This is a genomic window from Rummeliibacillus sp. GQ308, from assembly GCF_059759115.1.
Map to the genome: position 1 here is coordinate 1,776,466 of NZ_JCAXDQ010000001.1, position 24,744 is coordinate 1,801,209.

Below are 24,744 nucleotides of genomic sequence, written 5' to 3' on the forward strand. Positions count from 1 at the left end.
TGGAAAAGCAGATATGGATATACATTATACAAATCATGGGAATGAAAAATCACATCCAAAGGTTCCCCATAGACATAATTGGCATTATAAAAATGGGAAATTAGCACCTGGAGATGGGTATTAGTTTAAATAGGAGGTAAAAAAATGGATTCAAAGGAATGAGAAGATGTTAGAAGAGCTATTGAAGATGAGAATCAAGAAGTAAGCTTAGATTACAATGGTGAAGAATGGTGGATTAGTAGACTTTATAGTGAAGAGTTAAGTTTTTTACTCACGCGTTCTAAAGATTCCTACACCCAAAGATTTAAAACTGCTCAAGAATTATTTAACAACGGTATAGTGGATGGTAAACCATTTATTGAAAGGGTAAAAGATTTCGATTAGGAAGAAATAAAATTAGACCAGGTGTTAATAGCCCTGGTCTTTTAACGTATCTATAACTGTATGGACAGTATGATATTACTTAACTGTATACGCCTTTACAGATTAGCCGTGCAATAGCCACCGCATACTATAAAACGTGGTGTACCATTTTTTGTACGAGCAATGTCGATGATATCAAGTTTAGTGTCCTTTTTATGGCGTTTCAGTTCTTTCTTAAACTCTTTATCTTCATAGATACCAAAGTCTGTTAGAGAAACTAACCTGTCATATTTCTTGGGGTAATAACCTTGGTTTACTGGCTTTGAAACTGCCTTCACACCTTCTTTTCCCAAAAACCAATCTAAAGTTTTTGTTCCATTTAAACGGTTTAAATCAACATTGCCAGCAATGCCCGCAATCTTACCTTTATCTGTGTATTGTTGTAAATCACATGGATAATTAGGTTTAATCACTGAAACACCATCATTAGCATAGCGAGGAATCCACACGAAATCAGCTTTTGAATAGTCCAAATTAAATTCACTGTATAGATGATGTGCTACATAAACACCCACCTTTTTAGCTCCAAGGCGACGTAACTCTGCTATGAAGGCATTGGTTCCTGCTTTCATATCGCTCATTGTTTTATCTTCAACATCAGCAACAAAGAATAATGGTTTACGCCCATTAGCTGTTGCACGGCTATAAAAATCTCTTGCTTCAACCTTGGCATCTCCTACAGAAATAAAGCGTGTAAATGCATATACACCATACGGAACTTTATATTGCTCACATCCTGCAGCATCCGTTTGATAGACCTTATCTTTTGTTGTAGAGCCATCTTGTACTCGTAAGATAGCCAAGTCTATCTCTGTTGCAAAAGTTTTATAGTTCACTTCTGGTTGCCATTTAGAAATGTCTACGATTTTACCCATAATTACTTACCCTCCTTACTTAAACCTTCTCGATAATTTGTGATTTCAAACAAACCTGTGTTTGCTAGACCAGCAATCCCACCTGCCCAAAGTCGTAATGTGACTTCAAGTTCTGTAAACGGAAATGAAACTATTCCAATAAAAATACCCATCATGAATGCGATGAGCGGGATGTAATTCTTTTTAGTTGGTAAGGATCTTTTAACTAATTCTCTAAAGCTATCACAGTTGGCGCATTAATGGTCGCTAAAACTAATACTGCTAACATGGTAGTTCCTCCAATACCTTTTTTCTTCTTTCAGTTCTACTCTTTTTGCTAAATGCAAAAAGTCACTTTTAAGACCGGTATAAGACTGGCTTAATCCTTCAATCGCTTTTACACTTTCTCTTGAAATTCAGTAAGACTTTTTAAGTTGGCCATAAGTTTTTTTCTCGTTTGCGTGACTCTTCTTTCAGTTCTAGGTATCGGCGTTCTGATTCACTTTCTGCTCTTTTTGAGTTTCTTCTAACTTTTTTTCTCTCTTTTTGTTTTCGCTTTTTAAGTACAACAATGTAGCTACACACAATAGAATGCTGCATATAGTCCAAATAAATTGGCTCCCGGCGATTTGTTCAATTGTTGTCACGTCCACTGCAACACCCCATTTTCCCCAAAATAAAAAGCACACCTTTTAGGTGTGCTTAGTTACCCATCATAACTCCATATATTTGCTGATTAAAGAATAGTAGATTTTTTGCGATTTCTCATAATTAAAATGATAGAACAAAGTAGACTCCCCAAAATACTAAGTGTCACGTTGATTATTGCCTCTAACTTAACAATTCCGGCTGTTTCGTTATCAGGGTTTTTTAATATATTTTGCCCCAAATCGTCTTGGAGTGAAAATCCACTAGCATCTAATCCCCAGAATAAGTAGCCTAACGCTACTCCAAGCAAACTACTAAAAAGAATAAGAAAAGAATTGGATATAAAATAAGTTTTCTCTTTTTTTACGGCCACTTTGTAATTCAATCTCAGTAGTAGGATGGGGGTAAATAGTTCAAAGAAAATTTTGACTAAATAAATAATAGGCCACGTAGTTTGTGTTAAGAAAAATAATAAAACACGTATTATTATTACTGGTATTATATTAATCGATAATAGTTTAAGCATTTTTTTCCTCGAAGTTGTTAATTTAAAAACCTTTTTTACTTTAACATAATTCTTCAACAAAATACCTTTTTATAGAAAAAAAAATCTATATTTAAGCAAAAAGATAACTTCGCCAGCTCAACTCAATATAAAGTACATTGCATACAAATTAAAAATTATTGTCTTATTTGGACCCCATAAATCAAGGTGTTTTAAAAACAATATTTACATAGATAACCGAGTCTCAAAAGAAGAGCTATGGCAACAATTCGCCCATTAATTATGCCACGTACTTTGGCATACTGGAAATCAATTAGGCTTATATCCCCCATTTCGAGAATATCAGGAATGGACAATAGTTTTGCTTATCATTTTGTCATTCCAACTTTTATGCTAGATAGTTTAAAGCTTGCTGATTCATTATAAGCTGCTGTCCTTCAAGTGCAAGATACGTTCAATGTTTTGCATGACTTCGCACTTAAACGATTAAATGATTATCTTACAAACCATCACAATTATTCATTTGTAGACTCATTAACCGACCGTCGCAAATATATAGAAAATGTTATTTTTTAAGAGAGGTGAACGCATATGTATTATAAGCAATTAGACAAAACAACTTGGCGATGTGTAGGAGAAGCTTCCAAGCACCCTGTGACAGGGAAAAGAAAACAAGTATCATTGCGAGGAAAAACAAAAAAAGAAGCGGATTTTCATTTTAAATGTTAGTTTTCGGTTACTTTTTGGTTAGTTTTATTAAAAGTTGATTTTCTACATTTAAAAGATACCGTCTTAAATATACCTTTTATCTGATATAACGCTGTGCGGTTCTTTTTATATTCTTGCAAGCAAGTTAACTGCCCATTCTTCCATTACTAGCCCCCCTTATTAAAGCAATAAAAAAGGAACACCAAATAAACGCAGTAAGTGCGTAAATTCGATGCTCCCGGTTGTTCGATAAGCCATTTATTAAACTAAGTATATTTAGCATGTTGTGTTTTTTTGTATATAAAAACCCAATACTTTTTCTTTCTCATATTTGCATTTCTTATATATTTACAAAAGCTTTTATTTGTTTGAAACAGAATAAGTTATCACATAATGAAAAAATAAGATGTGTAAGAGAAAGTAATGGTCTTATTGTATTCAAAAGCAAAAGACTAAGAGGAGGAAGTTATGCTCCAACTAGAATCGATGATTGAAAAATTAAAAGCCACTTTTTATAATTCAGTTGATTTTGTAGCTAGAGAAATCTCGTTCCCCAAAGATCAATATGCCATTCTTTGCTACTATAGTTCAATGGCCAATGTAAAAGATGTACAAGATATAGTGAATACGTTGAAAGTGCAAACAACATTTAATGAAAAAGACTGGGATGCGACAACCGCCACTCATAAAGAAAGTTATAACCTCGAAAAGTTAGTAGAATATGTCTGTCAAGGATACGCGGTGCTACTTTTATTGAGATCTCAAGAAATGGTATGTTTCACAATGCCAAATTTACCTCATAGATCTCCAGATGAGCCAATAAACGAAGCTATCCTACGAGGTGCTCATGAAGGTTTTGTTGAAGATCAGGACACAAATTTGGCGCTCATTAGAAAAAGAATGCGTGTGCCTGATTTAATCGTAAAAAAAGTGACTGTTGGAATAGATAACAAAGCAGATATTTATTATATGTATTTAGCCCGTTTTGCTAACCAAGACAATCTCTCTGCTTTAGAAAGAAAGTTAGAAGGAATAAAAGAACAAGCGGATGGATTATATACATCTGGACAGTTGAATGATTTCATTGAGGATTCTCCCTATTCACCTTTCCCTCAAATTATGAATACCGAAAGACCAGACCGAGTATTTGCTAATCTCTCTGAAGGAAAGATTGTTATAATGACCGATTATTCGCCTACTGCTTATATTGCACCTGTCACATTATTTTCATTTTACCAATCGCCTGATGATTTTAATAGCCGTGTTATTGTAGGGTCCTTTTATCGAATGGTTCGAATCGCTAGCTTCCTTACAGCTGTTTATCTACCTGCCTTGTATATTGCTATAGTCAGTTATCATTATGAAATTCTCCCTATCGAATTAAGCAAGAAACTCAAAATAAATATAAGTGAAATTCCTTTTAAGCCAATAGTTGAAGCATTAATTGTTGAAATGATCATTGAGTTAATTCGAGAGGCTAGTATTCGGTTACCAAAATCTTTGGTTCAAACCATAGGTATTGTCGGTGGATTAGTGGTTGGAGATGTCATAATCAACGCTGGATTAGTTTCCAACATGGTAGTAATAGTTGTAGCATTGACTGCAATATCTAGCTATGTCGTACCATCGGTAGAGTTAAATACCTCTGTGCGAGTGTTGCGTTTCCCATTTATGTTCGCAGCTGCGCTCTTTGGTTTCTTCGGCATAATGGCTGGCTTCCTAATTCTTACGATACATTTATGTAATTTAAGCTCTTTAAAATCACCATATTTTTCGCCAATTGTGCCTTTTGAGCCTAAGAAAATTCCACAAATTGTATACCGCAAGAAGCATTCAAGATCAACTTCACAACCAAGCAGTTTTGATCCGAAAGGAAAGAAAACATGAATTTTACCATTACAAAAGTTCAGCTGTTTCTCATGCTCTTTTTTAGAACAACAGGTATTATATTTATTGCATATCCAGAAATAATTATTAATGCTGGCGGTCGTGATAGTTGGATAATGTTCTTAATCTCTGCAGTAATTATTTTTATTCAGTTATGCCTATATGAAAAATTCTATAAATACTTTGAACCTGGGAAAATAACAAGGTGGATTTTTATTTTAATTTGGATATTTTTACTGATCTTCTCTTTCATTTATATGCAATATACCTTGAATATATGGGTAGAACAGAAAACACCTAATTCGATTACATTGGTAATAATGTTGTTTATTTCTTATTATATCAGCGTCAGTAGACCCTCAACTGTTGTAAACATGCCCGTTTTTTTAATACCTTTTGTCTTTATATTTGTATTTTTTTTATTTTATACTTTACCACAGTTATCTTTTTCCCAAATATTTCCTATTGGAACAATTACTGGTCACCAATGGATAAAGGGGACCCTTTTTGGCTTATCTTCATTTACAGGTTTAGAGAGTTATTTAATATTACGAAAATTTGTATTGACCGAAGATAAGGTGCGTTTTAAAGATATCTTAATTTACCAACTTATTATTACACTATTTGTCGCTTTTATAATTCTTATTGTAGAAATGTACTTCGCCAAAGCATCCTTGCCATATATTACTGAGCCAGTATTATACATTTTGAAATCAATTGAAGTTACTTTTGTCAAAAGGCTAGATGTTTTCTTTCTATATATGTGGCTCGCCTGGAGCATTATTTCATGCAGCTTAATTATTTTAAATATACGAATAATATATTTTCAAAAAGAGCGGAAGCATCCAAAATTGGCGATGGCTTTAGTGCATATTATTCTTTTTTTCGGAAGCATAGGCTTTATAAATATCCGTGTTGTAGAATTTCTTAGAGATCATTTCCAGTATTTATATATTCCGGTCACTGTATTATTACCCTTATTTATTATCTGGAACAATAAAAGAAGAGATAAATATGTAAAATAGTTCTTTTTCCTTGTTAGTTTCTTATTGTTTTTACATGATAATGTTGTAAATATTGCTGCTGGAGGCTGAATTATCCAAGTGGATGCATCGCCAAGTGGATATGGCAAGCAGGAGATTAGTTAGCATAATGGTGAGCCGAGGCATTCAGAAATTAAGTATACGCAGAAATTCTAATAAATTAAAAGGGAGTGTAGTCAAAGACCCCAGTAACTCCCTTTTTATATTTATCTAATACTTATACGACGTACGATTTTCACGTGTAAAATAGCCAGATATGAAACCCTTCAGAATGTGGTTTGAAATTAAATAAAAGAAGCTAAAGAAGAAAAATTGATTTTCAAAAGAAAACTAGGCGCTATGGAGATACATAACCTGAAGGAAAAAGTACAACTTGGATAATCTCGGTTAAAGCTATGAAAAAATAGTATGGACCCGAACCAAAATAAAATAAAAAAAGCGGCTAGTCTCCTGTTTTTTTAGTACATGAGAGGCCGTCTATTTATTTATGATAATATCTTGATATTTATTTTATTTACTTAAATTAAGGAAAACCTGTTGTTTTAAATACTTATACTGTTTTTCATTGGTATCTTTATAGGCTTCTTCTCTATTTGAAGGAGTATCCATATACAGGATATCTTCTTTAAATTGAGAATCAGTAAAATCATATCGCTTTCTATTAATAATGTTATAAAAATGCCAGCCACCAGGCAATTTAGTTTTATTTATTTCTCCGCCTAATATGTCATTTACTACTAATGCCGTTACGCCGCATTAAAGTCATTCAACATAAATAACTCCTAACACATTACCTATTAAGACCTAAAGTACAACACAAAAATAATTGCTAGAACTCTAAATTACTTGGTGATTTTATCAACATACTTGTGTCAATATATGTGAACTATTACAATAAAATTGATATTACAAAGAAGGGACTGGACTATGCGCAGATATCAATATCTTTTCCCCATAATAAAATAAAATCGGAGGTAAAAATATTGATTAAAGAACTATACACAGAAAGATTATTTTTAAGGAAAATGACAACTTCAGATTCAGAAAGCTTATTTAAAATTTGGTCAGATCCAGAAGTGACGAAGTTTATGAATATCAATAGTTTCAATAATATAAGCCAAGCGAAAGAAATGATTAATTTACTTGATAAGCTATCTCAAGAAAAGAGAGCTATTCGTTATTCAATAATTGAATTGGAATCAAATCAAATTATCGGTTCATGTGGTTATAATTCTATTGATTTTGAAAACGCAAAAGTAGAAATCGGTTACGATATTAGTAAAGCATATTGGGGCAAAGGGTACGCACCTGAAGCCATTTCTTCTTTAATAGAGTACGCATTTAATTCATTAAATATAAACAGGATAGAAGCAAAGATAGAACCAGAAAATATTAACTCTATAAAAGTCTTACGAAAATTGAACTTTACATTTGAAGGAACAATGAGAAAGTGTGAAAAATCAAATGGGAAATTTATTGATTTAAGCCTATATTCAAAATTAGTTACAGATTAACTTTTTCAAGCCTACATAGATTGAACTGTAGGCTTTTAACATGCACTCATAAGGCTTTTCGGAATACAAAGAGCCAGAACCTTTGGAAGACAATGATGAATATGAGGATGACGATGAAGACTTCAACCGGGCGGGTTATCACCATCATAATTACGATAATCTAAAGCTACCCAAGAGTGACCATCAACGCCTAATAGAATTAGTCCTTTCGGTAGTTCCCATTCTTTAAGTAAATAATTATTTTCACCAATTCCATCATCTATAGCAATTCCATTTAAAGTCTGTATTAAAAGCTGAAGTTCCACTGTTTTTATTTCTTATTAATTCTACATATGTAGATGGCAGCTTTACATCTAATGTTGATTCTATTTCCTTCGAAATAGCATCATTAAATGGTTCTAATTCTTTAATATCGAATGTTTATACAACATCTATTCGTACTAACCAATAGACTATACGCATTACTTTTCTTTAATCGAGTCAGCTCGCCCAAAAAACATCCGCTTGCTAAAGGGGAATCTTGCCATTAATGAACAGTAATAATGATGAGATACAAAACTAATACTACCTATAAAAAGGAGACTTAAAATGAATTTTGGGGATATTGGATTTATTTTAGCAATGGCGATGCTTGGAGGGCTTGCCTTGGCACTAATCGGTATAGTTGCTATTATTTATTGGTTATTTGCGAGGACTGAGAAGACGAAAAAACATAGTGAAACATCGAAATAATTTCAAACAAAAAGTCCAGCTAACATTTACTGTTCTCTGGTCTTTTTCGTCCATATTTGTGTACCTTTGCACTCAATAGCATTTACAATCTTCCTACTAGTTAATCATACCAAATTCTTACACCATTCTTAAAATAACATGTCATTAATCTTGTCTTATTTATCCCCTAGGCTGGTTGAAATAAGAATATATATACGTTAGTATAAACTATTACTTTTCAAGGGGAGATCAAGTATGAACGACTTTCTCGGATATTTACTACTAACGATCTTTATTGTTATGTCTCCAGGTGTAGACTTTGCATTAATCACAAAAAGAACAATTAGTACCGGAAAGAATGATGGACTAAAGATGGCTCTTGGTTTAACGAGTGGTTCAATAATCCATACCTTGGCTGCGGCTTTTGGACTTTCTATTATTTTAATGAAATCAGCAATTACATTCGAGATTATTAAATTTCTAGGGGCTTTTTATTTGATTTACCTAGGAGCAACATCGTTTATTAAAAAGAAAAAAGGAAATGCTTCCGAAAGTGTAACGAATGTGATTCCTCAAAAAAAATCTGCCTTTAAACAAGGTTTAATCTCTAATACATTAAACCCTAAGGTTGCTATTTTCTTTTTAACATTCTTACCTCAATTTGTATCACCAGGTCTCAATACAAGCCTCCAATTTATAATTATGGGCTGTGGTTACGCACTTTTATCAATCCTATGGTTTACTGCAATAGTGTTCTTATTAGGTTATATAAAGCAATGGCTCATGTCTACTAAAGTTCAGAGTACGATTGATAAAATAACAGGTATCGTTTTAATCGGATTCGGTGCAAAGTTGCTATTTACTCGTCCAAATCATTAGAAGCGCTTCAAGTTTAATAATTGTTGATTAAGGACAATGATATTTAACGGATGCTAATAAAAATACTAAGCGAAAGAAAAACTTCGCTCCTCCCCAAATATGGGAAGGAGCTTTAATTATGAAATAATACCTTGAAAGGTTATAAACCTATCCTGCTTTTCTTTCCTTTCTCAGCTATTTGCTTCATATGATGTTGATCGTGCCAAATAAAATCTTTTAAGTAGTTTTCGATAACGAAATTATTTCCTTGAGCATCTTTATACTGCGTTGTAAACTTTTCTGCCGGTTGCTCTTGAATGGAGTTTATAATACATTTACGATATTCTTTTGCTAGCTCGGCCAACTCATGGTTGGTTTTTGTTTTAGCAAACTCACGTGCCTCTTGATTAAAGAGATCAAAATCTAGGTGTTCAACCGTTACTGGCTTTTCTTCAGCAATTGGCTTAATAGCTTCTTCATAAAAGTATTTATCCCAAAGTAAGATATGGCTAACTACATCACAGACTGCCCATTTACCTTCACCCAGGAGTTTATCCCAGATAGATTCATCAATTTGTTCCACAAAATCAAGCCAGCTTCCAAACTCTTTCAATAGTATTTCTTTTTCACATTTGCTCATAATTTGCCCCTTTTAAAAGTATTTAAAAACCTTAACGATGATGCTTTTGTTAATCCCGTTAAAAGTACAATGGCAATCGTCAAACCTGTCAATGTTCCTAAGTATAATGTATTGCTAAACAACAATTGATAAAGTGATTGAATTCCATATTTAACAACTACTATTACAAAAAAAAATTCGAGCAAAAGAAGTAATGTAAATTCCCTCCATGACCAAGTGTCATACTGTTTCCATGGTGAAAGTTTCAAAGTGTAAATTCCTCTCGATAATTATTTAGTCCATCTCCTCTTCAGTTCATTTATAAAGCTTTGTTATAGATTCGACAGAAAGAAATAATTACCTTTATCATCGTATTTGTTTTTTTAACAGAGAATTTATATAGCAATGAATAGGTGAATCCTAGACCATACATAAACACAAAAAATAAAGAAAAAAGCAAAAAGAAAAAGAGCTAAATAAGCTCCTTTAAAAGATAATATTTTCTACTGAATATACTAAGTAAAAAATAGGTAGAAAACATGGACTGTTATGTATTAAAACTTTCAAGTACCTCATAGATTTCTCGTTTTAAATTATTCAAATCTACACTTAGTGCCTGAAATTCCATCTTAAGTTGTTCAATATGATTTTCCATTCGCCCCTCCTACAGTTCTATAAAAATAATGATTTAAAAAGTACCTAATGGGTATTTACCCAATCAAACAAAAAATAAACCCCACAATCTTCATTTTGTGGAATAATTTTTTATGATAATAGACTATTTTTACAATGATATAATTAAACAAAACTAATTTATCTCAAGGAGACATTAATATTGGAAGGAAAATGTATTAAATTCTATGATTTTGGTAGTCCTAAAAATGTATTAAAAGTTGAGTCTAAAAATATCGAACCACCCAAGGATCATGAAGTCCTTGTTCGAATGTTAGCCCGGCCTATCAATCCTTCTGACTTAATACCAATTAGAGGGTCATATTCTCACCGTATATCTTTACCTAATATTCCAGGCTATGAAGGAGTGGGCATTGTAGAAGAGGTAGGCTCTTTAGTTTCTACCAATCTCATTGGTAAACGTGTGCTACCTTTACGCGGGGAAGGTACATGGCAAGAGTTTGTAAAGACGTCATCGGAATTTGCCGTCCCTATACCTCATTTCATAGATGATTTTACTGCCTCACAAATGTACATTAATCCCATTACTGCATGGTTGGTTTGTACAGAGGCTTTAAAATTAAAACCACATGATGTTTTATTGGTTAATGCTTGTGGTTCAGCAATTGGTCATATTTTTGCTCAATTATCAAAGATTTTAGGTTTTCGGTTGATTGCAGTAACTCGAAACAATAAATATACAGATGAGTTACTTCGTCTCGGTGCCTCTTATGTAATAGATACTTCTAAGGTTCCCCTATATGGAACAGTTATGGAATTAACAAACGGACTGGGGGCTGATGCTGCTATAGATTCTATAGGAGGTTCATCGGGAAACGACCTAGCTTTTAGTGTACGTCCTAATGGAGATTTCATTACCATTGGTCTTTTATCAGGTGAACAGGTAAACTGGGCAGATATTCTAAAAAAAGCAAAAGTGAATGCAAATTTATTTCATTTGAGAAATTGGAATAAAGATGTATCAGTAGATAAGTGGCAAGATACTTTTAAACTTTTAATATCATTATTAGCTGAAAATAAATTGCGTTTGATGGAGGTAGATTCTACATTTGACTTATTAGATGTACAAAAGGCTATTGATATTGTTGAGACTACTAATATATCTAGAGGAAAAGTATTCTTAACGAGCTAAGGATATAGTATGAGAAAAAAAGGGGGGTTTTTAATGGGGATGGGAACTGGAGTAGCTGTGTTCAACTTATTTATTTTTATCCTACCAATCATTTTTTACTTAATTCCAGTTGCATTTATTATTTGGTTTTTAGTTAAATTACTTAAAGTTCAACAAGAAAAGAATGATTTACTGCGTGTTATTATTAACAAGATTGATAAGAAAAATGATTAGACAGGTAAACCTGTCTTTTTTATTTTGCTCTCAACTTTCTCCCCTGTAGTGACAACTCTCTTAATATCGTGACTTACTATAGTGAAGGTGGAAATATGTCGTAAACTAGGAACAAAGAGAGCAACTTTAGGCTACTCTCTTTTAATAATAATTCACTGTCTATGCTCTTCTGTTTAGAAGACTGATGTTTATTTAGCATCTGTTGAAGATAATCTTCTGATTTACCTACCGGGATGCTTAGAGTTTTCCAATTTTCACTTTTTATTTGTTTACCAATATAAACAATCTGTCCCACATGATAAGAATAATGAGCCATTTGTCTCTCAATTGCTTCTAACACAGTGTGTTTTTCTCCGCGAATGGTTATATTTATTAATAAATCTGGGCTCTCTAATTCTTTTAATGTATTTAGTAGGGTATCCCATCCTTTTTCCCAAATTAAGATCATTTCTTGTTTAGATGGCATATCTTCTTTAAATTCTTGATCACGATTTCTGTTAGGTTTTTCACCATCTGACGTTAAAAAATCGGACCATCTAGATATCATATTTCCACTCACATGTTTAACTATTATGGCAATACTATTGGAAGCTTCGTTTACTTTCCAATGAAGGTCTTCTTCTGATAATTGACTTATCGTTTTATCTGCTAAATCTTTTACTCTTTTAAATCTCTCTTTTATAACTTTCAGATATTCATTTCCAATATCCATTCAATCCCTCCTAGCTTTGACCTCCAATGTGGTAAATCGCTAAAAATGAGCTAACCTAAACTTTTCCTACAAAAATAAATACTTAAACAGAAGTAGAGTGATTACCTATTTCTTCTTTTCTTTTAAAATCCTGGTTCAGTAACGAATACATATAAACATCATCGAATTTCCCGCAAGTAAACTCGTAGCCCCTCAGAAGTCCTTCTCTTATAAACCCCTTTCTTTCCAATACTTTTTGAGAAGGTAAATTAAGTGGTTCAATTAATGCTTCTATTCTATGTAAATTTAACTCTTTAAATCCATAACTAATAACTGCCTCTATGGCCTCACTGGCTATTCCTTTTCCCCAGTGTTCTTTACTTAATTCATATCCGATTTCAGCGCGGTAATGCTGTGTAGCCCTATTTAGAAAACCGCAACTACCGATTACCTTATCCTGCCCTTTTAACGAAATTACCCATCTCATTCCTGTTCCCTTTTCAAATATTAACTTATACCACGCAATTTCATCTAATGCATCCTCAACAGAATGAAATGGCTCTAGCCCCATATACTTCATTACTTCCTTATCAGATAAATATATTAGCAGATCATCCGCATCATCCTTGCTAACCTCTCTTAAGATCAATCTATCCGTTTCTATTAATGGAAAATTATTTGTTCTCATCAAATTTGGTCTCCTTTATTATTTTAGTTAAAGAGCCATGTGCAAAAACCATGACTCTTTGATATTTAGTTATTACAAATCATTAATATATTGCCATCTAAATCGCTAAAGTTAAAATAAGCGAAATCACCAATACGCTCAATTTCTTTTGTAATGGTAATCTGTTTGCCCACAATAAAATCGTACGCTTCATCAATATCCTCTACGAAAAAATTAAATAATACATGATCTGAGGGATTTAATTTAAATCCAGGGTCAAAACTATGATCATCCAGTGTAAGTCCAGTCTCTGAAGGAAGAGGAATATTGAATACAGGTGATTCAATACGATCTTCAATAAATGGAATACCAAGTAAGTTACAGTACCATTCTGAAGATTTTTTCAGGTCACTAACATGAATGAAAACATTGTTTATTTTACAGGCAATTGGAGATGCATTTGTATTTATATTCATAACAAAGACCACCTTTTTTAAAATTACTAATAACTTCTATAGAAAACGTTTAAATCCCTTTTTATTTGGTGTTCCTTTAAATAGTGGATAATAAAGGCTTTTATACAAGTTATCTGTATCAATCATATTATCTCTCTTCTAGTATAGGCTTTGACTTTGGACAAATATTTAATTCAAGTGTGTAAGTAGACTCCGAAAAGCTCCCTTTTAGCTCGCCTAAGTTCGAGGCAGATTAATTCTCTAGTATAATCCCCTGCCTAGATGGAAATATTGTAAACAAATATATTTATACAGTGAGGTGCACAATGGAACATTTTCCAACGATACATACAAACTTTTGGGATGCAGTGATTGCAGTCCCTGTTGTTATGATTATTACACAGATTTTAAAAAGATTTTTTCATATAAAGCCTTTCTGGGTTCCAACAGTTGCTCTCGTGCTAGGATTATTTATTTCAGTATTTATTAGTCATAGAGGCGATTTACTTGCTGGCCTATTTATGGGATGGTTTTATGGTTATTCTGCCATCGGAAGTTACGCATCATTAAAAACTTCTTATATAACTTACAAACAGAAAAAAGCAAAGAAAAAAAGAAGACGTAAACTCGTCTCAAAAAGCTAACTATGCTTTCGCCTAATTAAGTTTCGTCTCATTACTTTAGAGAGATTTGGTTATTAGAGTTTTATCCATCCTCTATATTTATTGTATATAACCTATTATTAGATTATACTGAAATAACTAAATATTAGGAGGTCGACTGGATGCAAACAGAAACCTTAAAAAATTCAATTGAATTGGTTGAATACAAAAATACATATGAGAAGCAGTTATCAGCTTACCATTTATCAACAGAACAATTGGAATTCACAAGTATGCCATTAGATAAGATTCAAAACCCCCAAGTTTCTAATAGTACTAAACATTTATTAATTATGGAGAACCATTTACCTGTTGGTTATTTTGCTTTAGAAGATGGGGCTAAGCTTTTGAAGTACAGCAACAATTCTAATGCCCGTTTACTCACTGCTTTTTCAATTGATTCGAGAAATCAAGGAAAGGGTTTAGCAAAAATGGGGCTCAAGCTATTGCCTAAATTTGTGAAAGAAAATTTACCAGAAATTAATGAAATAGTGCTTGGTGTTAATAAGAAAAACATTCCTGCTTACAACCTTTACTTGAAGACAGGGTTTGAAGATAAGAATGAATTTTATGAAGGCCCTAAAGGTCCGCAGCATATTTTACATTTAAAAGTTTAGTAGCATCTCTAAGAAAGCCCCTAAGAGATTTTAGATCTCAGTCATAGGGGCTAGTATTTATTTCTTTTTATTAAATTTCTTGAACAATACACTGGACAGCATTTCGCGCGAAACGAACTTTTTAGGGTTTTGCCCATCCATAATGCCTTCTTTTTTTGCCCAAGCCCAACCCTCTTTATGAACCTCGCTCACTTTGCTATCTTTTTTGCCTAAAGCCTTTTCTAGTTCTTCAATTCTCTTTTTTAATTCCTCATACTGTGTGATAGTCAACTCTCCTTTCTTAATGTTTTCTGTACCTTCTTCTTTCTTAGGATCATCTCCTATATACCAAGCTAACGTTTTTTTGCCAGCTAATCGATTTAAATCTACTTTTCCACTAACACCTTCTACAGTACCAGTCTCTGTATATTGCCACATATCAAATGGATGACTAGGGGGTGTTACTCCATATCTAGGTATCCAGACAAAATCAAATTTAGTAACATCTAAATGTAGGTCGTCGTATAAATGATTTGCGATATATAAGCCAATCTTTTTCTTGGTCAGAGCACGTAATTGTGCAACGTATGCATTAATAACAGAACGCATACTCTCCCCGCTACCACCAATTGATCCTGAACTTGAAAATGTTTCAACATCTATTACATAAAACTTTGTATTTTTATTAGCACGTTGATAGAAATTCTTAGCTTCTATCCTAGCAGCAGCGGCAGATGAAGCACGATTAAATGCATAAACGCCAAATGGCACCTTATACTTTATAGCTTGCTGTTCATTATAAGTGTGCATTGTATCTTCAACGCTAGATCCATCCTGTGTTCGTATAATTACCATATCGACCGCTTTTGAAAATTTCGACCAATTTATAGTACCTTGATGATGAGAAATATCTACGATTGCACCTGCGATTATAACCACCTCCTCTCATTAAGCTTGTGCATGCAATCTCTTACTTTTATTAACAATATATGTTTTTACTTAAACACCATACAGGACAACTGCAATGTATCATGTATATACAATCATTATCTGCCTTGCTCAATTCAAAATAAAAAGGACTGCTCCATGCAATCCTTTGAAAATATTTTTACAATTTTGCGGCTTGTAGAATAAGAAATCTGGCTATAGTATAAGTTCAATCTAAAGTTGTATGTCGCATAACTCGATTTTTCTTTATATTAAAAATAAAATTATATAAATGCAGGCGGGGGAAATTAATGATTAAAGGACTGTATGAAGCACATTTACCAGTAAGTAATCTCAAAAGATCAGTTGAATTTTATCTAAAATTAGATCTAGAGATTGCCTATCAATCAGAAAAAGTCGTATTTTTTTGGATTGATAAAGGAAAAAGCTGGTTAGGTTTATGGGAAACAGAAAAAGTGAGAACTCCTTATCACCCATCACTAAGACATGTTGCATTTCGAATTGACAGACCAAATATGAATGATATTAAAAATTGGTTAGAAGAAAGAGGCATAGCTATAAAATCAGCTTTTGGGTTTTCTGATGAGGAGCAACCACTAGTGTTAAATAATAATCCACAAGCTCATGCAGCTATATATTTTGAAGACCCAGATGGAAATAGCCTGGAATGTATATCACCTCTTAGATTAAACTTCAAGGAGGCATTTGAAAAAATGTCATTAAAAACGTGGGAACAAATTAAAGTAAAAGAAAAAATTGATCTGTGAATAATTAAGTAAAAAAAGGATAATAATTGAACTAGACGGTCTGCCAACTGCCTAATTACCTCCATTTACTTACACGTTTGAAAACCTTCAAGCGTGTTTTTTTCTTTTTATTTTTTCAACGAGATTTTATATAAATTAACAATTTTCCCATTTACCATTATCTCTTTTTCTTTTTTCATGCCATTTTTAAGGGCTACTTTCTCAGAAGCAGCATTCCCTTTCTGAATGAGAGCAATTAATTCGGGGAGTTTCAAGTTTTGTAAACCATAAGTTATCAAAGTTTGAGCAATTTCCGATGCATATCCCTTTTCCCAATAATTTTCTTCAATCCAATAACCCACCTCTACAAATTCCTTCCCTTCAACAATTTGTGGGACTAGACCTGCGTGACCTATATTTTTATTAGAAGTTTTATCTTTTATGATTTTAAGGCCGTAATTCTCATTCTCCTTATACTGCTCAATAATCCAATTATAAAAATTTATTGTTTGTTCCCTACTACGTACTTTTCCATTTCCAATATATCTGACCATTTTGGGATTACTAAGTAATTTCTCTAAATATCCTATCTCATCTTCTGTATATTTAACTAGAATTGTCCTTTTGCTTTCTAACATGTAACTAATTCTCCTATCTGTTTATTAATAATTCTTAATAATAAAACTTACCTACCTGATATGTATTTTCTTGTTCTTGTAGAATTTGAATTTTTTCACCATTTTTTAAGCCAAAAGAAGTAATACTATCACAGTTTGACAGTGCATCAGGATCGCAATTTTTTCAAAGTTGTTACCGCTTTCATTAACTTCAAAAGAATTATCAATTTTACTTGTGTCCATAGTTATAATATAAATATTTTCTGCCATATCAACATCTAACTCATATTCAAATCCATTATAAACTCCATATAATCCAAATCATTTTATCACTACTCACTTAATTATTAACTTAAACAAAATTAGATACTCATCACATTAAATCAAGAGGATTAAACGGTTTCCTTTCTTCAATCAATGTTACATTACTTTTAGGAATCCATCCAAGCCATGTATCTCTATCTATTCTAGGCAAATTCAGCTTTATACCGATTAATAAATCACTAGTTTCAATTTGATATTGATATTCTCGTTCTTGGATCAGGTTTACTTTCACATCATCAATTAAGCAATAAGAGAATATAGATACACATTCTGATAGTTCCTGTGGTTCAACAATTTTCTTAAAAATTCCACCTCGGTTAGTTTCCTTAAATGTTTGGTCAATTTTAGCTTTATCTTCAGTCATTATTAGAATGTTGTCATTCATATCAGCTATTATTTTATATTCCTTATTATTGTATTTTCCATATATGCCTCTTTTCAATATTCCTTCCCCCAAATCAAATACTTTACTAAATGATACTTATAATTTTAGAAATTAAGTATTTTTCTCTCTACTTGTATTGTAATATTACTTGTTATCTACGTCACATGGTAAGAGCCATCTTTGTTGGCAAATAGTTTATATTCTTTAACTAAGTTTTTGCAGTACCAACCAAACTTCAAATCTTTAATCACATTAGAATATTTTTACATAAAAGGTGAGGTTTATTACTTTTTTCTTCTTAAGGAGTAAATAAACCACCATATAGATACAAATAAATAATAAACAAACATAGAATTCATTGATGCTTCTACGTTACTCCATCTCTCATTGAATTGATAATATAATATCCAACTACCAACATAGACAACGGGAATAACAATAAATAACAAACCAAACCACATAATATTTTTATAATCATTTTTTCTTTCCATAAGTTCACCTTCGTTTTACGCATAGTATGGGTGCCAATGCCGTCTGGCATTTCTACTATGTCGGCGGCCTTGTTCAACTGGCGATACGCCTGGATTCGGCTGATTGGTTGATTCCCTTTCCGACTTAGAAAGAGCCACGCACTGTCTAATATCTGGATATAGGCATTCAACTCCTCGTAGATATTAGCTATATAGATATCCGTTACGGGCTAAAGCTCAGATAATACGAAAGATTAACTTTAATAACCTATGAATAATTTTTTTGGATTAACCGGTTTAAAGATTCAAGTCTTGAAATAAAATTTTCAAGCGCTTCTTCTTCCAAATTAAAGGTTCTAATACCTGATATAGCACCTCTCTCAGAGGTAGCAAATACTTCATAGATATTATCTTTTTTTAATATTCCTACATGATTTGGTTCATAGTTAGGCTCTTCAAAAAAAAGTTATTTTTAATTTTTGGTCTTTTATTATAAATTCATAAAAATAATCAAATGCTTGGTTTTCTTTTTCAAAATCTCTTATTACATAATGACCTCCTCGCTCATTTGATTTATATATTTTCCAAACACCTTGATCGAAGACACAACCAATAATATACTGAGCATCCGAGATATGATCTAGTACGAGTAAGTATTCACCTGTTTGTATTTTTTGTGTTTTTATTTTTTTAAAAAACTCAGCTTTTGTCATGATTTCCTCCTAGTATTTTTGTTACTCTTATAGTGGTAGAAATAACTTACTTATTTACTAAGTTAGGTTCATATTTTAGAGGTGCTTTCAAAGAATTTAAGCATAGAATAATATTGTTTCATAAAAAAAATCAAATGCTTCATTTTCATCATTAAATTCTTCAATTATAAAATGCCCGCTCCGTTCTTTTGTTTGACATATCTTCCATAAATTACTTTCCCATACACACCCTAACACTAAAGGCGCATCCGTTATTTTATCAAGTACTATACAATATTCACCTAGTCTGATACTTTCTTTTTTTAATCGTTCAATAAATTCGAATTTTGTCACTTTTATCCTCCTGACATATGATATACCCTTTTAAACCGATAATATAAAATTGAGTCCCATAAACGTTCAACTTGCTGGTTATTTAGCAGAATGACGAAAAAAATTGACCTTTCCATTTGCCATTATCATGTACACATCCTAACACTAAAGGCACATCCGTTATTTTAGTTAACATCATTAGATAATCCCCGGGTCTAATATTTTCCTTATGGATTCGCTCAATAAATTCTTCCTTAGTCAACTTATTCACCCCCATCCCCTTATCGTCAATTCAATTAGAGGAATTACAATATGGTCAATAGCATTCGTTTCACTATTACTATCATATTTAATTATTTCTTTTACCTTATGATTTACACACCTTAGGGAGACTGCGCTATTGCTTTAACATTAATACTAGATTATAGATGAGATAATTACGCTAAATCAAAAGGATTAAACGGTTTCTCTTCTTCAACAAAGGTTACATCAAGCTTTGAAGCCCAACCTTTCCATTCATCTCTATCTACTCTCTGTAAATTCAATTGTGTACCAATTAGTATATCGCTTGTCACGATTTGAAATTCATTTTCTCTCTCATTTGATATTTCTAATTTTTTATCCATTATGATGCCATAAGGTTTTATATTGATACACTCTGTAAGTTCATCAGGTTTTACTATTTTACTAAAAACCCCACTGTTATAAGTGTCTTTAAACGTACCATCTATTTAAGTTTTATCTTCAGTTATAATGATTATATTATTATCTTCATCTTTATTTATCTCATATTCAATATTCATATACTTTCCGTATACTCCATATTTCATCTAAAAAACTCCTTTCATACCAGTCTTTTGTTAATAAAGTCTCAAAGATCTTACTTGAAATTATAGGTTTTTTCTTCTATTAAAGTAACTTCACACTTTTAATTATGATATTGAATTACAAAGAAGCGCCAAAGAACAATGAAGTGTCTTTTGGCGCAAGATGAATTATTTACTACATTGTTTAGTTTTAATTAGCAATGTTTTCAATTTCAAGTTTAAACCAGCGTTTTGTAGAAAAAATAACTGTAATTACAATTCCAATCAATCCTATAAAAGTAAAAGCAATTATACTCGTAAAGCCACCTGCAAATACAATAATTAGTGAAATAACATATAATAATAAAGCTGTATTATTTATTTTAATGTTTACTCTGTTGCCACTCTCTACTTGTTTTTCTTCACTCCCGAAAAACCATTGATTTGCTTTAACTTTTACTTTCCCTTCAGCTGAAGATATTGAATACTCTTCATTGTTTTTCAACTTTTTAACTACTTGACTGTTTACTTTTAAAGAAACCGGTGTTGCTCCACCCATTATGCCAGTATCTCTCTTTATTTTTATATTCAATAGTTTTAACTCCTTTAAAATCATGTATCCTATCTATTAAATTTTTCAGATGTTCTGCGTACTAGTTCGTAAAAATATTCAAATGCATCATTCTCATTGTCAAATTCCTTAATTATATAGTGTCCTCCACGTTCAAATGTTTCAAATATTTTCCAACTACCATTTACAAGTACACAACCCATCACTAAAGGTGCATCCGTTATTCTGTTTAGAGTTATTACGTAATCTCCAGGTCTTATATTTTCTTTATTGACACGATCAACGAATTCTTCTTTTGTCAAAACCTTCACCTCTTAGTATTTTGATATAATCCCCAAATTTTCTAATGCCAATCCATTTATTGGTGTTACAATCTGTTCAGCTCCACCCTTCATTAACACTTCACCAGTTTTACTATTAAGCCATGGGGCTGCAACACCTTTTAACCCATATGTCGCATCAACGTTTCCAATGTTCATATTAATATTTTTTTGGAATTGTTTGTATTGAGCCGTTAATCTATCAAAGTCCATTTGGTCTATCGCCTTTTTTCCATTAGCACCAATAATTTCATTTAATTCTATAAGATCATTACTCCTAATTGCATCTATTGCATTAAAGTAAATTTCATTATCAAAGTTTCCTGTATGTCTTGCAAATGGATTCTCTAAATATGGTATTGCCCTTTGATCATATGAATATGGATTACCTTTATCAGGCAGTGTGGTAAAATTTTCGCCTCCTTTCCCACCAATCCTATCCCATTGCTCTGGAAGTGGATTATTTCTATTTATAGGTTGTATTGAGTCTTCGATAAAGCCCATTTTAGGCGGCCAATCAATAATCATTCTACCTGTATCACTATCAAATGCTTCGTTCATTAAATATTTTGTGTTTGATACTACAGTAATATCACCTTTTGCATCTCCTAAAGCATCATAAGCCTTATGAATTCTCTGAAGCTTTTCCTCTGTAGTTAGATCATTTCTTTTTCCAATTTCATTTATATGATCAAAATATTCTCCAACATGTTCAAATTTAAGATTTTCATTTTTAACTGAGATTATTTCTTTATCCGCTTTCATCCTAGCAACATAATCATCAGCCTTCTTCGAAACTTTCCCTGCATTTTCACCCCGCTGAAGTCCTGCGACTACTTTCTCACCTGTTGTTGTCTGTACTGTCTTGATATGTACTGGCCGCAATGCTTCGTCGATGAATTTAGCTGATTTCTTGATGGTCGTTTCTCCTGCTTTGGATGTTACTGCTGCGTTCACTGGATGTTTCAGCATATATTTTAGCTGGTTGGCATGTTGTCTTCCCAGATGATTTGCATTTCGAATGGCGTTTGCTACAGTTTGTTTTGTTTTTAATGCAAGATTGTCTACAGAATTTTTGATAGGCTTGGCAGCTTTATCCAGAGCTTCCGATGTTTTAACCACCACATTAGCAAGAGCGGGAACATTTTTGAGAGTCGTACGTATAGCCAGTCCGCCTGCTGCGGGAGCAATGGCAAAAACGCCTCGCATGATTCGTTCATCGTCCGAGAGCTTTCTTCCCGAAATCAGATCTTCCCCTTTTATGGCTCCTCCCACATCAACAGCAGTGTAAATACCACCGGCTACTAGTCCTGCTGGCGGACAGACAATCGTCAAACCTATAACAAGTCCTGCAGCAATAAGGTTAAACCAAAATTCCTTCTTCTCTTGGCCTGCTCGTAAGCCTTCGTATTCGAAGGCTCCTGTATTAAGCGCCGCAGTACGATAATCTTCTTCTGAAACATCTTCTTGATCTTTATTTTGCAGTTTCCATTGATTGTATTCTTCTTTAAGATTTTCTGAATAAGTGGTGTCTGCTCCATATAAATCATCTATTGTAATGCTTGCTTTATCGGTTTTGAACAACCAGCCTTCTTCAACATGTATCGTGTTGGTTGTATTATAAGAAGAAATATTTAGATCAGCCATTGATTGAATATACCCGTCTATCGATTTATAGAAGGGATCATCTACTTTTTCATCAATTACTTTGCCAATTCCCTTAGCATAATCATATAACTTTTTATAATCTTGGCGAATGGGTTTCGCCTCTGGTTCATAGGTTTTGGGTTTAAAAGAAATGGCATGATCTATATCCTTTTCTGATATTTCAGCTTTGGAGTCTTTGAATAGATCATCTGACTTTTCATATTTATTATCGTATTTGTGGGCTTCATTAACCTTTTCTAAAGCGCTAGCAACTTTTGTCCACTTGTCCGCTTCGTATAATAGCTTCACTATTCGATCAGCCCCAGTCCTTTCGCTATTTCTGTGGCAAGGGCTTCATCTTCTTCTATCATGCTATTCATAATGCCGTTGACTACAGAGAAAGCACGGCTGTATAAATTGTTTAACTCCAGCATCCGATTATTCGCATCCGTATAGGAACCCATATTCTTTTTTGCCTTGCCATCTAGGTAGAATTGAATATTATTTAAATTTTCGATAGCAGGTTTCATATTGACCTCTAATTCTGTAATAATTTTTTCAATATATTTCAGAAAAGACACCATTTCGTCTACACTCATCTTTATTTCTTGACTCATTGGATGTGGGCCTCCTTATAAGGAAAACGATAAAAATCGTAAATTTTCTTCACAAGAAAATATTGGCTTAGCTGATAGGCTATATTATGTTCGATATCAATACCTTGCAGCTGCCCATTATTTTCAAAAAACATCCATTGCTCAGCAGTTGAGGATTGTTCTTCATAATTGATAGTAAAGCATTCTAATTGAACAGTCGGGTTCCCTGATTCAAAGTATTCTTCAGTCTCTTCCATTTGAATTTGCCTCTTTAAATAGCTCGTATCCTCCTGTAAGGGTTCGCGATTAAAGATTGGGTAGCCTTCCATAATTCTCTTTAGAAAGGCAATATCCTGGTGAACAAACAACTGGAATTTCCCCTCTTCGAGCCATTTGATAGTAATGAGGTGCTCATCCTTGCCAAAGCCTGTCATCAGGTTATCAAGCCTTATATAACGGTCGCTTGAAGCATATTGCTCTAAAAACTGTACAAGAGTGAAGCCATCCTTCGTTAACTTACCTTCAACATCCATAATATTTTTATCAACAAGGCCTTGTTTTGCCTCATCAAAGCCTTGTTGATTTTTCATTACTAGCAATTGCCTATCCGGCAAGCCAAAAAGCATGCGGCAATCAAATGCAGAGGCAAGGAGTAGTAATTCCTCTGCAGTAAATTTTGCTGTCATCCAATCCCCTCCACTTCAACAACAATGTCCTCTTGCATCAACTCATCCATATGTTTTTTTAATTTCTCTAGGGATTCCAGATTTTTTTGAGCTGCCCCACAAATGTCATCATGATATTGGATGATGATATCCAAAAAAGCTGTGAATTCATCTTTGGCACGCCCCGACCATTCTGAACCGCTTAATGTACTGGAAAAACCTTCAGCACTTGCTTTTGCGTCGTAAAGTGCTCTTTTGATTACTTTTGCTTGAGCAATAGCTTCATTTAATTGGCTGCCATTAATTTCAACATCTTGAGACATATTGACCCTCCTATTACTTTTTTTGTTTTTCTAGTTCTCTTTCTCTTTCTCTTTTTTCTCGTTCTCTTTCTCTTTCTCTCTCTTCCTCTCCCAACCTTTGATAATGTCCAGCTCGTTCATTGGCAATATTAATCGCTGAGGTATAGGATTTTTTTTCACCTTTTAACTCTTCCATTAGCTTTAGCATCTTCTGGTCAACGAGTGATTGTTTTGTCTTATATAAATTTGCAGGAAATCCTTCGCTCTTTAACGATGGATGTTCTTGCTGATATGCATCTGTAGAATCTTCTATATCATCTATGCGGCTTTCCAACCTTTCCTTATCATTAGTTAGAGCACGGGATAATTGACGATATTGTTTAGCTTTGATTTCATTTCCATTTAAGAACCAATTAAAGAAATTTAAATCTTCCCACGCCATA

At 33.0% G+C, this 24,744-nt stretch carries 32 protein-coding genes and 4 pseudogenes; 11 read left to right on the top strand and 25 right to left on the bottom strand.

Going from position 1 to position 24,744, the window contains the following annotated elements:
* Window positions 1-479: 479 nt before the first annotated feature.
* From AC6CHJ_RS08835 to AC6CHJ_RS08845, 3 genes are all read right to left on the bottom strand, one after another.
* On the bottom strand, window positions 480-1,298 hold the full coding sequence (locus AC6CHJ_RS08835) for a GH25 family lysozyme (protein ID WP_392993299.1): 819 nt from the start codon (window positions 1,296-1,298) through the stop codon (window positions 480-482).
* A gap of 458 nt (window positions 1,299-1,756) precedes the next feature.
* Window positions 1,757-1,930 (bottom strand): hypothetical protein, encoded by a 174-nt coding sequence (locus AC6CHJ_RS08840; RefSeq protein WP_498288151.1) that lies wholly within the window; start codon window positions 1,928-1,930, stop codon window positions 1,757-1,759.
* Window positions 1,931-2,013: 83 nt separating this feature from the next.
* Window positions 2,014-2,451: a hypothetical protein gene (locus tag AC6CHJ_RS08845; protein WP_249774439.1), complete on the bottom strand. Its 438-nt coding sequence runs from the start codon at window positions 2,449-2,451 to the stop codon at window positions 2,014-2,016.
* Between the two features lie 570 nt (window positions 2,452-3,021).
* Between AC6CHJ_RS08845 and AC6CHJ_RS08850 the strand changes: the two genes are divergently transcribed.
* The 3 genes from AC6CHJ_RS08850 (at window position 3,022) to AC6CHJ_RS08860 (ending at window position 6,050) form a co-directional block, all read left to right on the top strand.
* On the top strand, window positions 3,022-3,159 hold the full coding sequence (locus AC6CHJ_RS08850; RefSeq protein WP_149032004.1) for an Arm DNA-binding domain-containing protein: 138 nt from the start codon (window positions 3,022-3,024) through the stop codon (window positions 3,157-3,159).
* A 447-nt stretch (window positions 3,160-3,606) separates the two neighbouring features.
* Complete coding sequence (locus tag AC6CHJ_RS08855) at window positions 3,607-5,025, top strand: spore germination protein (protein WP_147196831.1); 1,419 nt, start codon at window positions 3,607-3,609, stop codon at window positions 5,023-5,025.
* A complete protein-coding gene (locus AC6CHJ_RS08860) occupies window positions 5,022-6,050 on the top strand; it encodes a GerAB/ArcD/ProY family transporter (RefSeq protein WP_498288153.1) in 1,029 nt (342 codons plus the stop codon). The genes AC6CHJ_RS08855 and AC6CHJ_RS08860 overlap by 4 nt, the downstream gene beginning before the upstream one ends.
* Before the next feature lie 528 nt (window positions 6,051-6,578).
* Here AC6CHJ_RS08860 and AC6CHJ_RS08865 read toward each other — a convergent pair.
* Window positions 6,579-6,824, bottom strand: a pseudogene (locus tag AC6CHJ_RS08865) (YunG family protein); the annotation flags it as partial.
* Between the two features lie 227 nt (window positions 6,825-7,051).
* Between AC6CHJ_RS08865 and AC6CHJ_RS08870 the strand changes: the two are divergent.
* A complete protein-coding gene (locus AC6CHJ_RS08870) occupies window positions 7,052-7,582 on the top strand; it encodes a GNAT family N-acetyltransferase (RefSeq protein WP_249774444.1) in 531 nt (176 codons plus the stop codon).
* 122 nt (window positions 7,583-7,704) lie between these two features.
* On the opposite strand, the gene AC6CHJ_RS08875 is transcribed toward AC6CHJ_RS08870, so the two are convergent.
* The gene (locus tag AC6CHJ_RS08875) at window positions 7,705-7,887 is read right to left on the bottom strand and encodes a hypothetical protein (RefSeq protein ID WP_147196826.1); all 183 of its coding nucleotides are present in this window, start codon (window positions 7,885-7,887) and stop codon (window positions 7,705-7,707) included.
* 283 nt (window positions 7,888-8,170) lie between these two features.
* On the opposite strand from AC6CHJ_RS08875, the gene AC6CHJ_RS08880 reads away from it, so the two are divergent.
* Window positions 8,171-8,314, top strand: a complete 144-nt coding sequence (locus AC6CHJ_RS08880; protein ID WP_249774445.1) for a hypothetical protein — start codon at window positions 8,171-8,173, stop codon at window positions 8,312-8,314.
* 234 nt (window positions 8,315-8,548) lie between these two features.
* The gene (locus AC6CHJ_RS08885) at window positions 8,549-9,172 is read left to right on the top strand and encodes a LysE family translocator (protein WP_498288155.1); all 624 of its coding nucleotides are present in this window, start codon (window positions 8,549-8,551) and stop codon (window positions 9,170-9,172) included.
* Window positions 9,173-9,311: 139 nt separating this feature from the next.
* Here the strand turns inward: AC6CHJ_RS08885 and AC6CHJ_RS08890 are convergent, their stop codons facing one another.
* Window positions 9,312-9,791 (bottom strand): DinB family protein, encoded by a 480-nt coding sequence (locus tag AC6CHJ_RS08890; protein WP_498288157.1) that lies wholly within the window; start codon window positions 9,789-9,791, stop codon window positions 9,312-9,314.
* A gap of 814 nt (window positions 9,792-10,605) precedes the next feature.
* Between AC6CHJ_RS08890 and AC6CHJ_RS08895 the strand changes: the two genes are divergently transcribed.
* Together AC6CHJ_RS08895 and AC6CHJ_RS08900 are read left to right on the top strand one after the other, a co-directional pair.
* The gene (locus tag AC6CHJ_RS08895) at window positions 10,606-11,595 is read left to right on the top strand and encodes a zinc-dependent alcohol dehydrogenase family protein (RefSeq protein ID WP_498288159.1); all 990 of its coding nucleotides are present in this window, start codon (window positions 10,606-10,608) and stop codon (window positions 11,593-11,595) included.
* A 33-nt stretch (window positions 11,596-11,628) separates the two neighbouring features.
* Window positions 11,629-11,808: a hypothetical protein gene (locus AC6CHJ_RS08900; RefSeq protein ID WP_147196815.1), complete on the top strand. Its 180-nt coding sequence runs from the start codon at window positions 11,629-11,631 to the stop codon at window positions 11,806-11,808.
* A 181-nt stretch (window positions 11,809-11,989) separates the two neighbouring features.
* On the opposite strand, the pseudogene AC6CHJ_RS08905 reads toward AC6CHJ_RS08900, so the two are convergent.
* The 3 genes and pseudogenes from AC6CHJ_RS08905 to AC6CHJ_RS08915 all read right to left on the bottom strand — a co-directional run.
* Window positions 11,990-12,520, bottom strand: a pseudogene (locus AC6CHJ_RS08905) (DinB family protein); the annotation flags it as partial.
* Window positions 12,521-12,602: 82 nt separating this feature from the next.
* Window positions 12,603-13,187: a GNAT family N-acetyltransferase gene (locus AC6CHJ_RS08910; RefSeq protein WP_249774447.1), complete on the bottom strand. Its 585-nt coding sequence runs from the start codon at window positions 13,185-13,187 to the stop codon at window positions 12,603-12,605.
* A 65-nt stretch (window positions 13,188-13,252) separates the two neighbouring features.
* A complete protein-coding gene (locus tag AC6CHJ_RS08915) occupies window positions 13,253-13,642 on the bottom strand; it encodes a VOC family protein (RefSeq protein WP_249774448.1) in 390 nt (129 codons plus the stop codon).
* Window positions 13,643-13,947: 305 nt separating this feature from the next.
* Here AC6CHJ_RS08915 and AC6CHJ_RS08920 point away from each other — a divergent pair, with 305 nt between their 5' ends.
* The gene (locus AC6CHJ_RS08920) at window positions 13,948-14,265 is read left to right on the top strand and encodes a hypothetical protein (protein WP_249774449.1); all 318 of its coding nucleotides are present in this window, start codon (window positions 13,948-13,950) and stop codon (window positions 14,263-14,265) included.
* 140 nt (window positions 14,266-14,405) lie between these two features.
* The gene (locus AC6CHJ_RS08925; protein WP_392993281.1) at window positions 14,406-14,900 is read left to right on the top strand and encodes a GNAT family N-acetyltransferase; all 495 of its coding nucleotides are present in this window, start codon (window positions 14,406-14,408) and stop codon (window positions 14,898-14,900) included.
* 57 nt (window positions 14,901-14,957) lie between these two features.
* Here AC6CHJ_RS08925 and AC6CHJ_RS08930 read toward each other — a convergent pair whose 3' ends face one another.
* Window positions 14,958-15,818 (bottom strand): glycoside hydrolase family 25 protein, encoded by an 861-nt coding sequence (locus AC6CHJ_RS08930; RefSeq protein WP_392993278.1) that lies wholly within the window; start codon window positions 15,816-15,818, stop codon window positions 14,958-14,960.
* 299 nt (window positions 15,819-16,117) lie between these two features.
* Here AC6CHJ_RS08930 and AC6CHJ_RS08935 point away from each other — a divergent pair, with 299 nt between their 5' ends.
* Complete coding sequence (locus tag AC6CHJ_RS08935; RefSeq protein ID WP_392993275.1) at window positions 16,118-16,594, top strand: VOC family protein; 477 nt, start codon at window positions 16,118-16,120, stop codon at window positions 16,592-16,594.
* A 107-nt stretch (window positions 16,595-16,701) separates the two neighbouring features.
* On the opposite strand, the gene AC6CHJ_RS08940 is transcribed toward AC6CHJ_RS08935, so the two are convergent.
* From AC6CHJ_RS08940 to AC6CHJ_RS09010, 15 genes and pseudogenes are all read right to left on the bottom strand, one after another.
* A complete protein-coding gene (locus tag AC6CHJ_RS08940) occupies window positions 16,702-17,211 on the bottom strand; it encodes a GNAT family N-acetyltransferase (protein ID WP_498288161.1) in 510 nt (169 codons plus the stop codon).
* Between the two features lie 105 nt (window positions 17,212-17,316).
* Window positions 17,317-17,496 (bottom strand): annotated as a pseudogene (locus tag AC6CHJ_RS08945) (hypothetical protein); the annotation flags it as partial.
* Window positions 17,497-17,563: 67 nt separating this feature from the next.
* Window positions 17,564-17,956: a UCP033725 family protein gene (locus AC6CHJ_RS08950; protein ID WP_498288163.1), complete on the bottom strand. Its 393-nt coding sequence runs from the start codon at window positions 17,954-17,956 to the stop codon at window positions 17,564-17,566.
* A 310-nt stretch (window positions 17,957-18,266) separates the two neighbouring features.
* Window positions 18,267-18,467: a hypothetical protein gene (locus AC6CHJ_RS08955; RefSeq protein ID WP_498288164.1), complete on the bottom strand. Its 201-nt coding sequence runs from the start codon at window positions 18,465-18,467 to the stop codon at window positions 18,267-18,269.
* A gap of 170 nt (window positions 18,468-18,637) precedes the next feature.
* Entirely contained in the window at window positions 18,638-18,793 is a 156-nt protein-coding gene (locus AC6CHJ_RS08960; protein WP_498288540.1) for a hypothetical protein, read from the bottom strand.
* Window positions 18,794-18,824: 31 nt separating this feature from the next.
* Window positions 18,825-19,082 carry a hypothetical protein gene (locus AC6CHJ_RS08965; RefSeq protein ID WP_498288166.1) on the bottom strand — a complete coding sequence of 86 codons (258 nt, stop codon included), beginning with the start codon at window positions 19,080-19,082 and terminating at the stop codon, window positions 18,825-18,827.
* A gap of 96 nt (window positions 19,083-19,178) precedes the next feature.
* Window positions 19,179-19,415, bottom strand: a complete 237-nt coding sequence (locus tag AC6CHJ_RS08970) for a hypothetical protein (RefSeq protein WP_498288167.1) — start codon at window positions 19,413-19,415, stop codon at window positions 19,179-19,181.
* A gap of 416 nt (window positions 19,416-19,831) precedes the next feature.
* A pseudogene (locus AC6CHJ_RS08975) lies at window positions 19,832-20,224 on the bottom strand (UCP033725 family protein).
* 187 nt (window positions 20,225-20,411) lie between these two features.
* Window positions 20,412-20,792 (bottom strand): hypothetical protein, encoded by a 381-nt coding sequence (locus tag AC6CHJ_RS08980; protein WP_498288169.1) that lies wholly within the window; start codon window positions 20,790-20,792, stop codon window positions 20,412-20,414.
* A 29-nt stretch (window positions 20,793-20,821) separates the two neighbouring features.
* Window positions 20,822-21,073: a hypothetical protein gene (locus AC6CHJ_RS08985; protein WP_498288171.1), complete on the bottom strand. Its 252-nt coding sequence runs from the start codon at window positions 21,071-21,073 to the stop codon at window positions 20,822-20,824.
* 12 nt (window positions 21,074-21,085) lie between these two features.
* Complete coding sequence (locus AC6CHJ_RS08990) at window positions 21,086-23,047, bottom strand: hypothetical protein (RefSeq protein ID WP_498288173.1); 1,962 nt, start codon at window positions 23,045-23,047, stop codon at window positions 21,086-21,088.
* Window positions 23,047-23,355 carry a hypothetical protein gene (locus tag AC6CHJ_RS08995; protein WP_147196789.1) on the bottom strand — a complete coding sequence of 103 codons (309 nt, stop codon included), beginning with the start codon at window positions 23,353-23,355 and terminating at the stop codon, window positions 23,047-23,049. The genes AC6CHJ_RS08990 and AC6CHJ_RS08995 overlap by 1 nt, the downstream gene beginning before the upstream one ends.
* Window positions 23,352-24,020 (bottom strand): DUF5081 family protein, encoded by a 669-nt coding sequence (locus AC6CHJ_RS09000; RefSeq protein WP_147196787.1) that lies wholly within the window; start codon window positions 24,018-24,020, stop codon window positions 23,352-23,354. Before AC6CHJ_RS09000 ends, AC6CHJ_RS08995 begins: the two co-directional genes overlap by 4 nt.
* On the bottom strand, window positions 24,017-24,322 hold the full coding sequence (locus AC6CHJ_RS09005) for a WXG100 family type VII secretion target (RefSeq protein WP_066788226.1): 306 nt from the start codon (window positions 24,320-24,322) through the stop codon (window positions 24,017-24,019). Before AC6CHJ_RS09005 ends, AC6CHJ_RS09000 begins: the two co-directional genes overlap by 4 nt.
* Window positions 24,323-24,335: 13 nt before the next feature.
* Window positions 24,336-24,743 carry an EsxC family T7SS substrate gene (locus tag AC6CHJ_RS09010; protein ID WP_147196785.1) on the bottom strand — a complete coding sequence of 136 codons (408 nt, stop codon included), beginning with the start codon at window positions 24,741-24,743 and terminating at the stop codon, window positions 24,336-24,338.
* Window position 24,744: the final 1 nt, after the last annotated feature.

Bases quoted from the DNA above. Each gene is read 5' to 3' on its own strand.
- AC6CHJ_RS08835 (WP_392993299.1), bottom strand. From the start codon at position 1,298: ATGGGTAAAATCGTAGACATTTCTAAATGGCAACCAGAAGTGAACTAT.
- AC6CHJ_RS08845 (WP_249774439.1), bottom strand. From the start codon at position 2,451: ATGCTTAAACTATTATCGATTAATATAATACCAGTAATAATAATACGT.
- AC6CHJ_RS08850 (WP_149032004.1), top strand. From the start codon at position 3,022: ATGTATTATAAGCAATTAGACAAAACAACTTGGCGATGTGTAGGAGAA.
- AC6CHJ_RS08855 (WP_147196831.1), top strand. From the start codon at position 3,607: ATGCTCCAACTAGAATCGATGATTGAAAAATTAAAAGCCACTTTTTAT.
- AC6CHJ_RS08860 (WP_498288153.1), top strand. From the start codon at position 5,022: ATGAATTTTACCATTACAAAAGTTCAGCTGTTTCTCATGCTCTTTTTT.
- AC6CHJ_RS08880 (WP_249774445.1), top strand. From the start codon at position 8,171: ATGAATTTTGGGGATATTGGATTTATTTTAGCAATGGCGATGCTTGGA.
- AC6CHJ_RS08885 (WP_498288155.1), top strand. From the start codon at position 8,549: ATGAACGACTTTCTCGGATATTTACTACTAACGATCTTTATTGTTATG.
- AC6CHJ_RS08890 (WP_498288157.1), bottom strand. From the start codon at position 9,791: ATGAGCAAATGTGAAAAAGAAATACTATTGAAAGAGTTTGGAAGCTGG.
- AC6CHJ_RS08900 (WP_147196815.1), top strand. From the start codon at position 11,629: ATGGGGATGGGAACTGGAGTAGCTGTGTTCAACTTATTTATTTTTATC.
- AC6CHJ_RS08910 (WP_249774447.1), bottom strand. From the start codon at position 13,187: ATGAGAACAAATAATTTTCCATTAATAGAAACGGATAGATTGATCTTA.
- AC6CHJ_RS08915 (WP_249774448.1), bottom strand. From the start codon at position 13,642: ATGAATATAAATACAAATGCATCTCCAATTGCCTGTAAAATAAACAAT.
- AC6CHJ_RS08920 (WP_249774449.1), top strand. From the start codon at position 13,948: ATGGAACATTTTCCAACGATACATACAAACTTTTGGGATGCAGTGATT.
- AC6CHJ_RS08925 (WP_392993281.1), top strand. From the start codon at position 14,406: ATGCAAACAGAAACCTTAAAAAATTCAATTGAATTGGTTGAATACAAA.
- AC6CHJ_RS08935 (WP_392993275.1), top strand. From the start codon at position 16,118: ATGATTAAAGGACTGTATGAAGCACATTTACCAGTAAGTAATCTCAAA.
- AC6CHJ_RS08940 (WP_498288161.1), bottom strand. From the start codon at position 17,211: ATGTTAGAAAGCAAAAGGACAATTCTAGTTAAATATACAGAAGATGAG.
- AC6CHJ_RS08965 (WP_498288166.1), bottom strand. From the start codon at position 19,082: ATGACAAAAGCTGAGTTTTTTAAAAAAATAAAAACACAAAAAATACAA.
- AC6CHJ_RS08995 (WP_147196789.1), bottom strand. From the start codon at position 23,355: ATGAGTCAAGAAATAAAGATGAGTGTAGACGAAATGGTGTCTTTTCTG.
- AC6CHJ_RS09000 (WP_147196787.1), bottom strand. From the start codon at position 24,020: ATGACAGCAAAATTTACTGCAGAGGAATTACTACTCCTTGCCTCTGCA.
- AC6CHJ_RS09005 (WP_066788226.1), bottom strand. From the start codon at position 24,322: ATGTCTCAAGATGTTGAAATTAATGGCAGCCAATTAAATGAAGCTATT.
- AC6CHJ_RS09010 (WP_147196785.1), bottom strand. From the start codon at position 24,743: ATGGCGTGGGAAGATTTAAATTTCTTTAATTGGTTCTTAAATGGAAAT.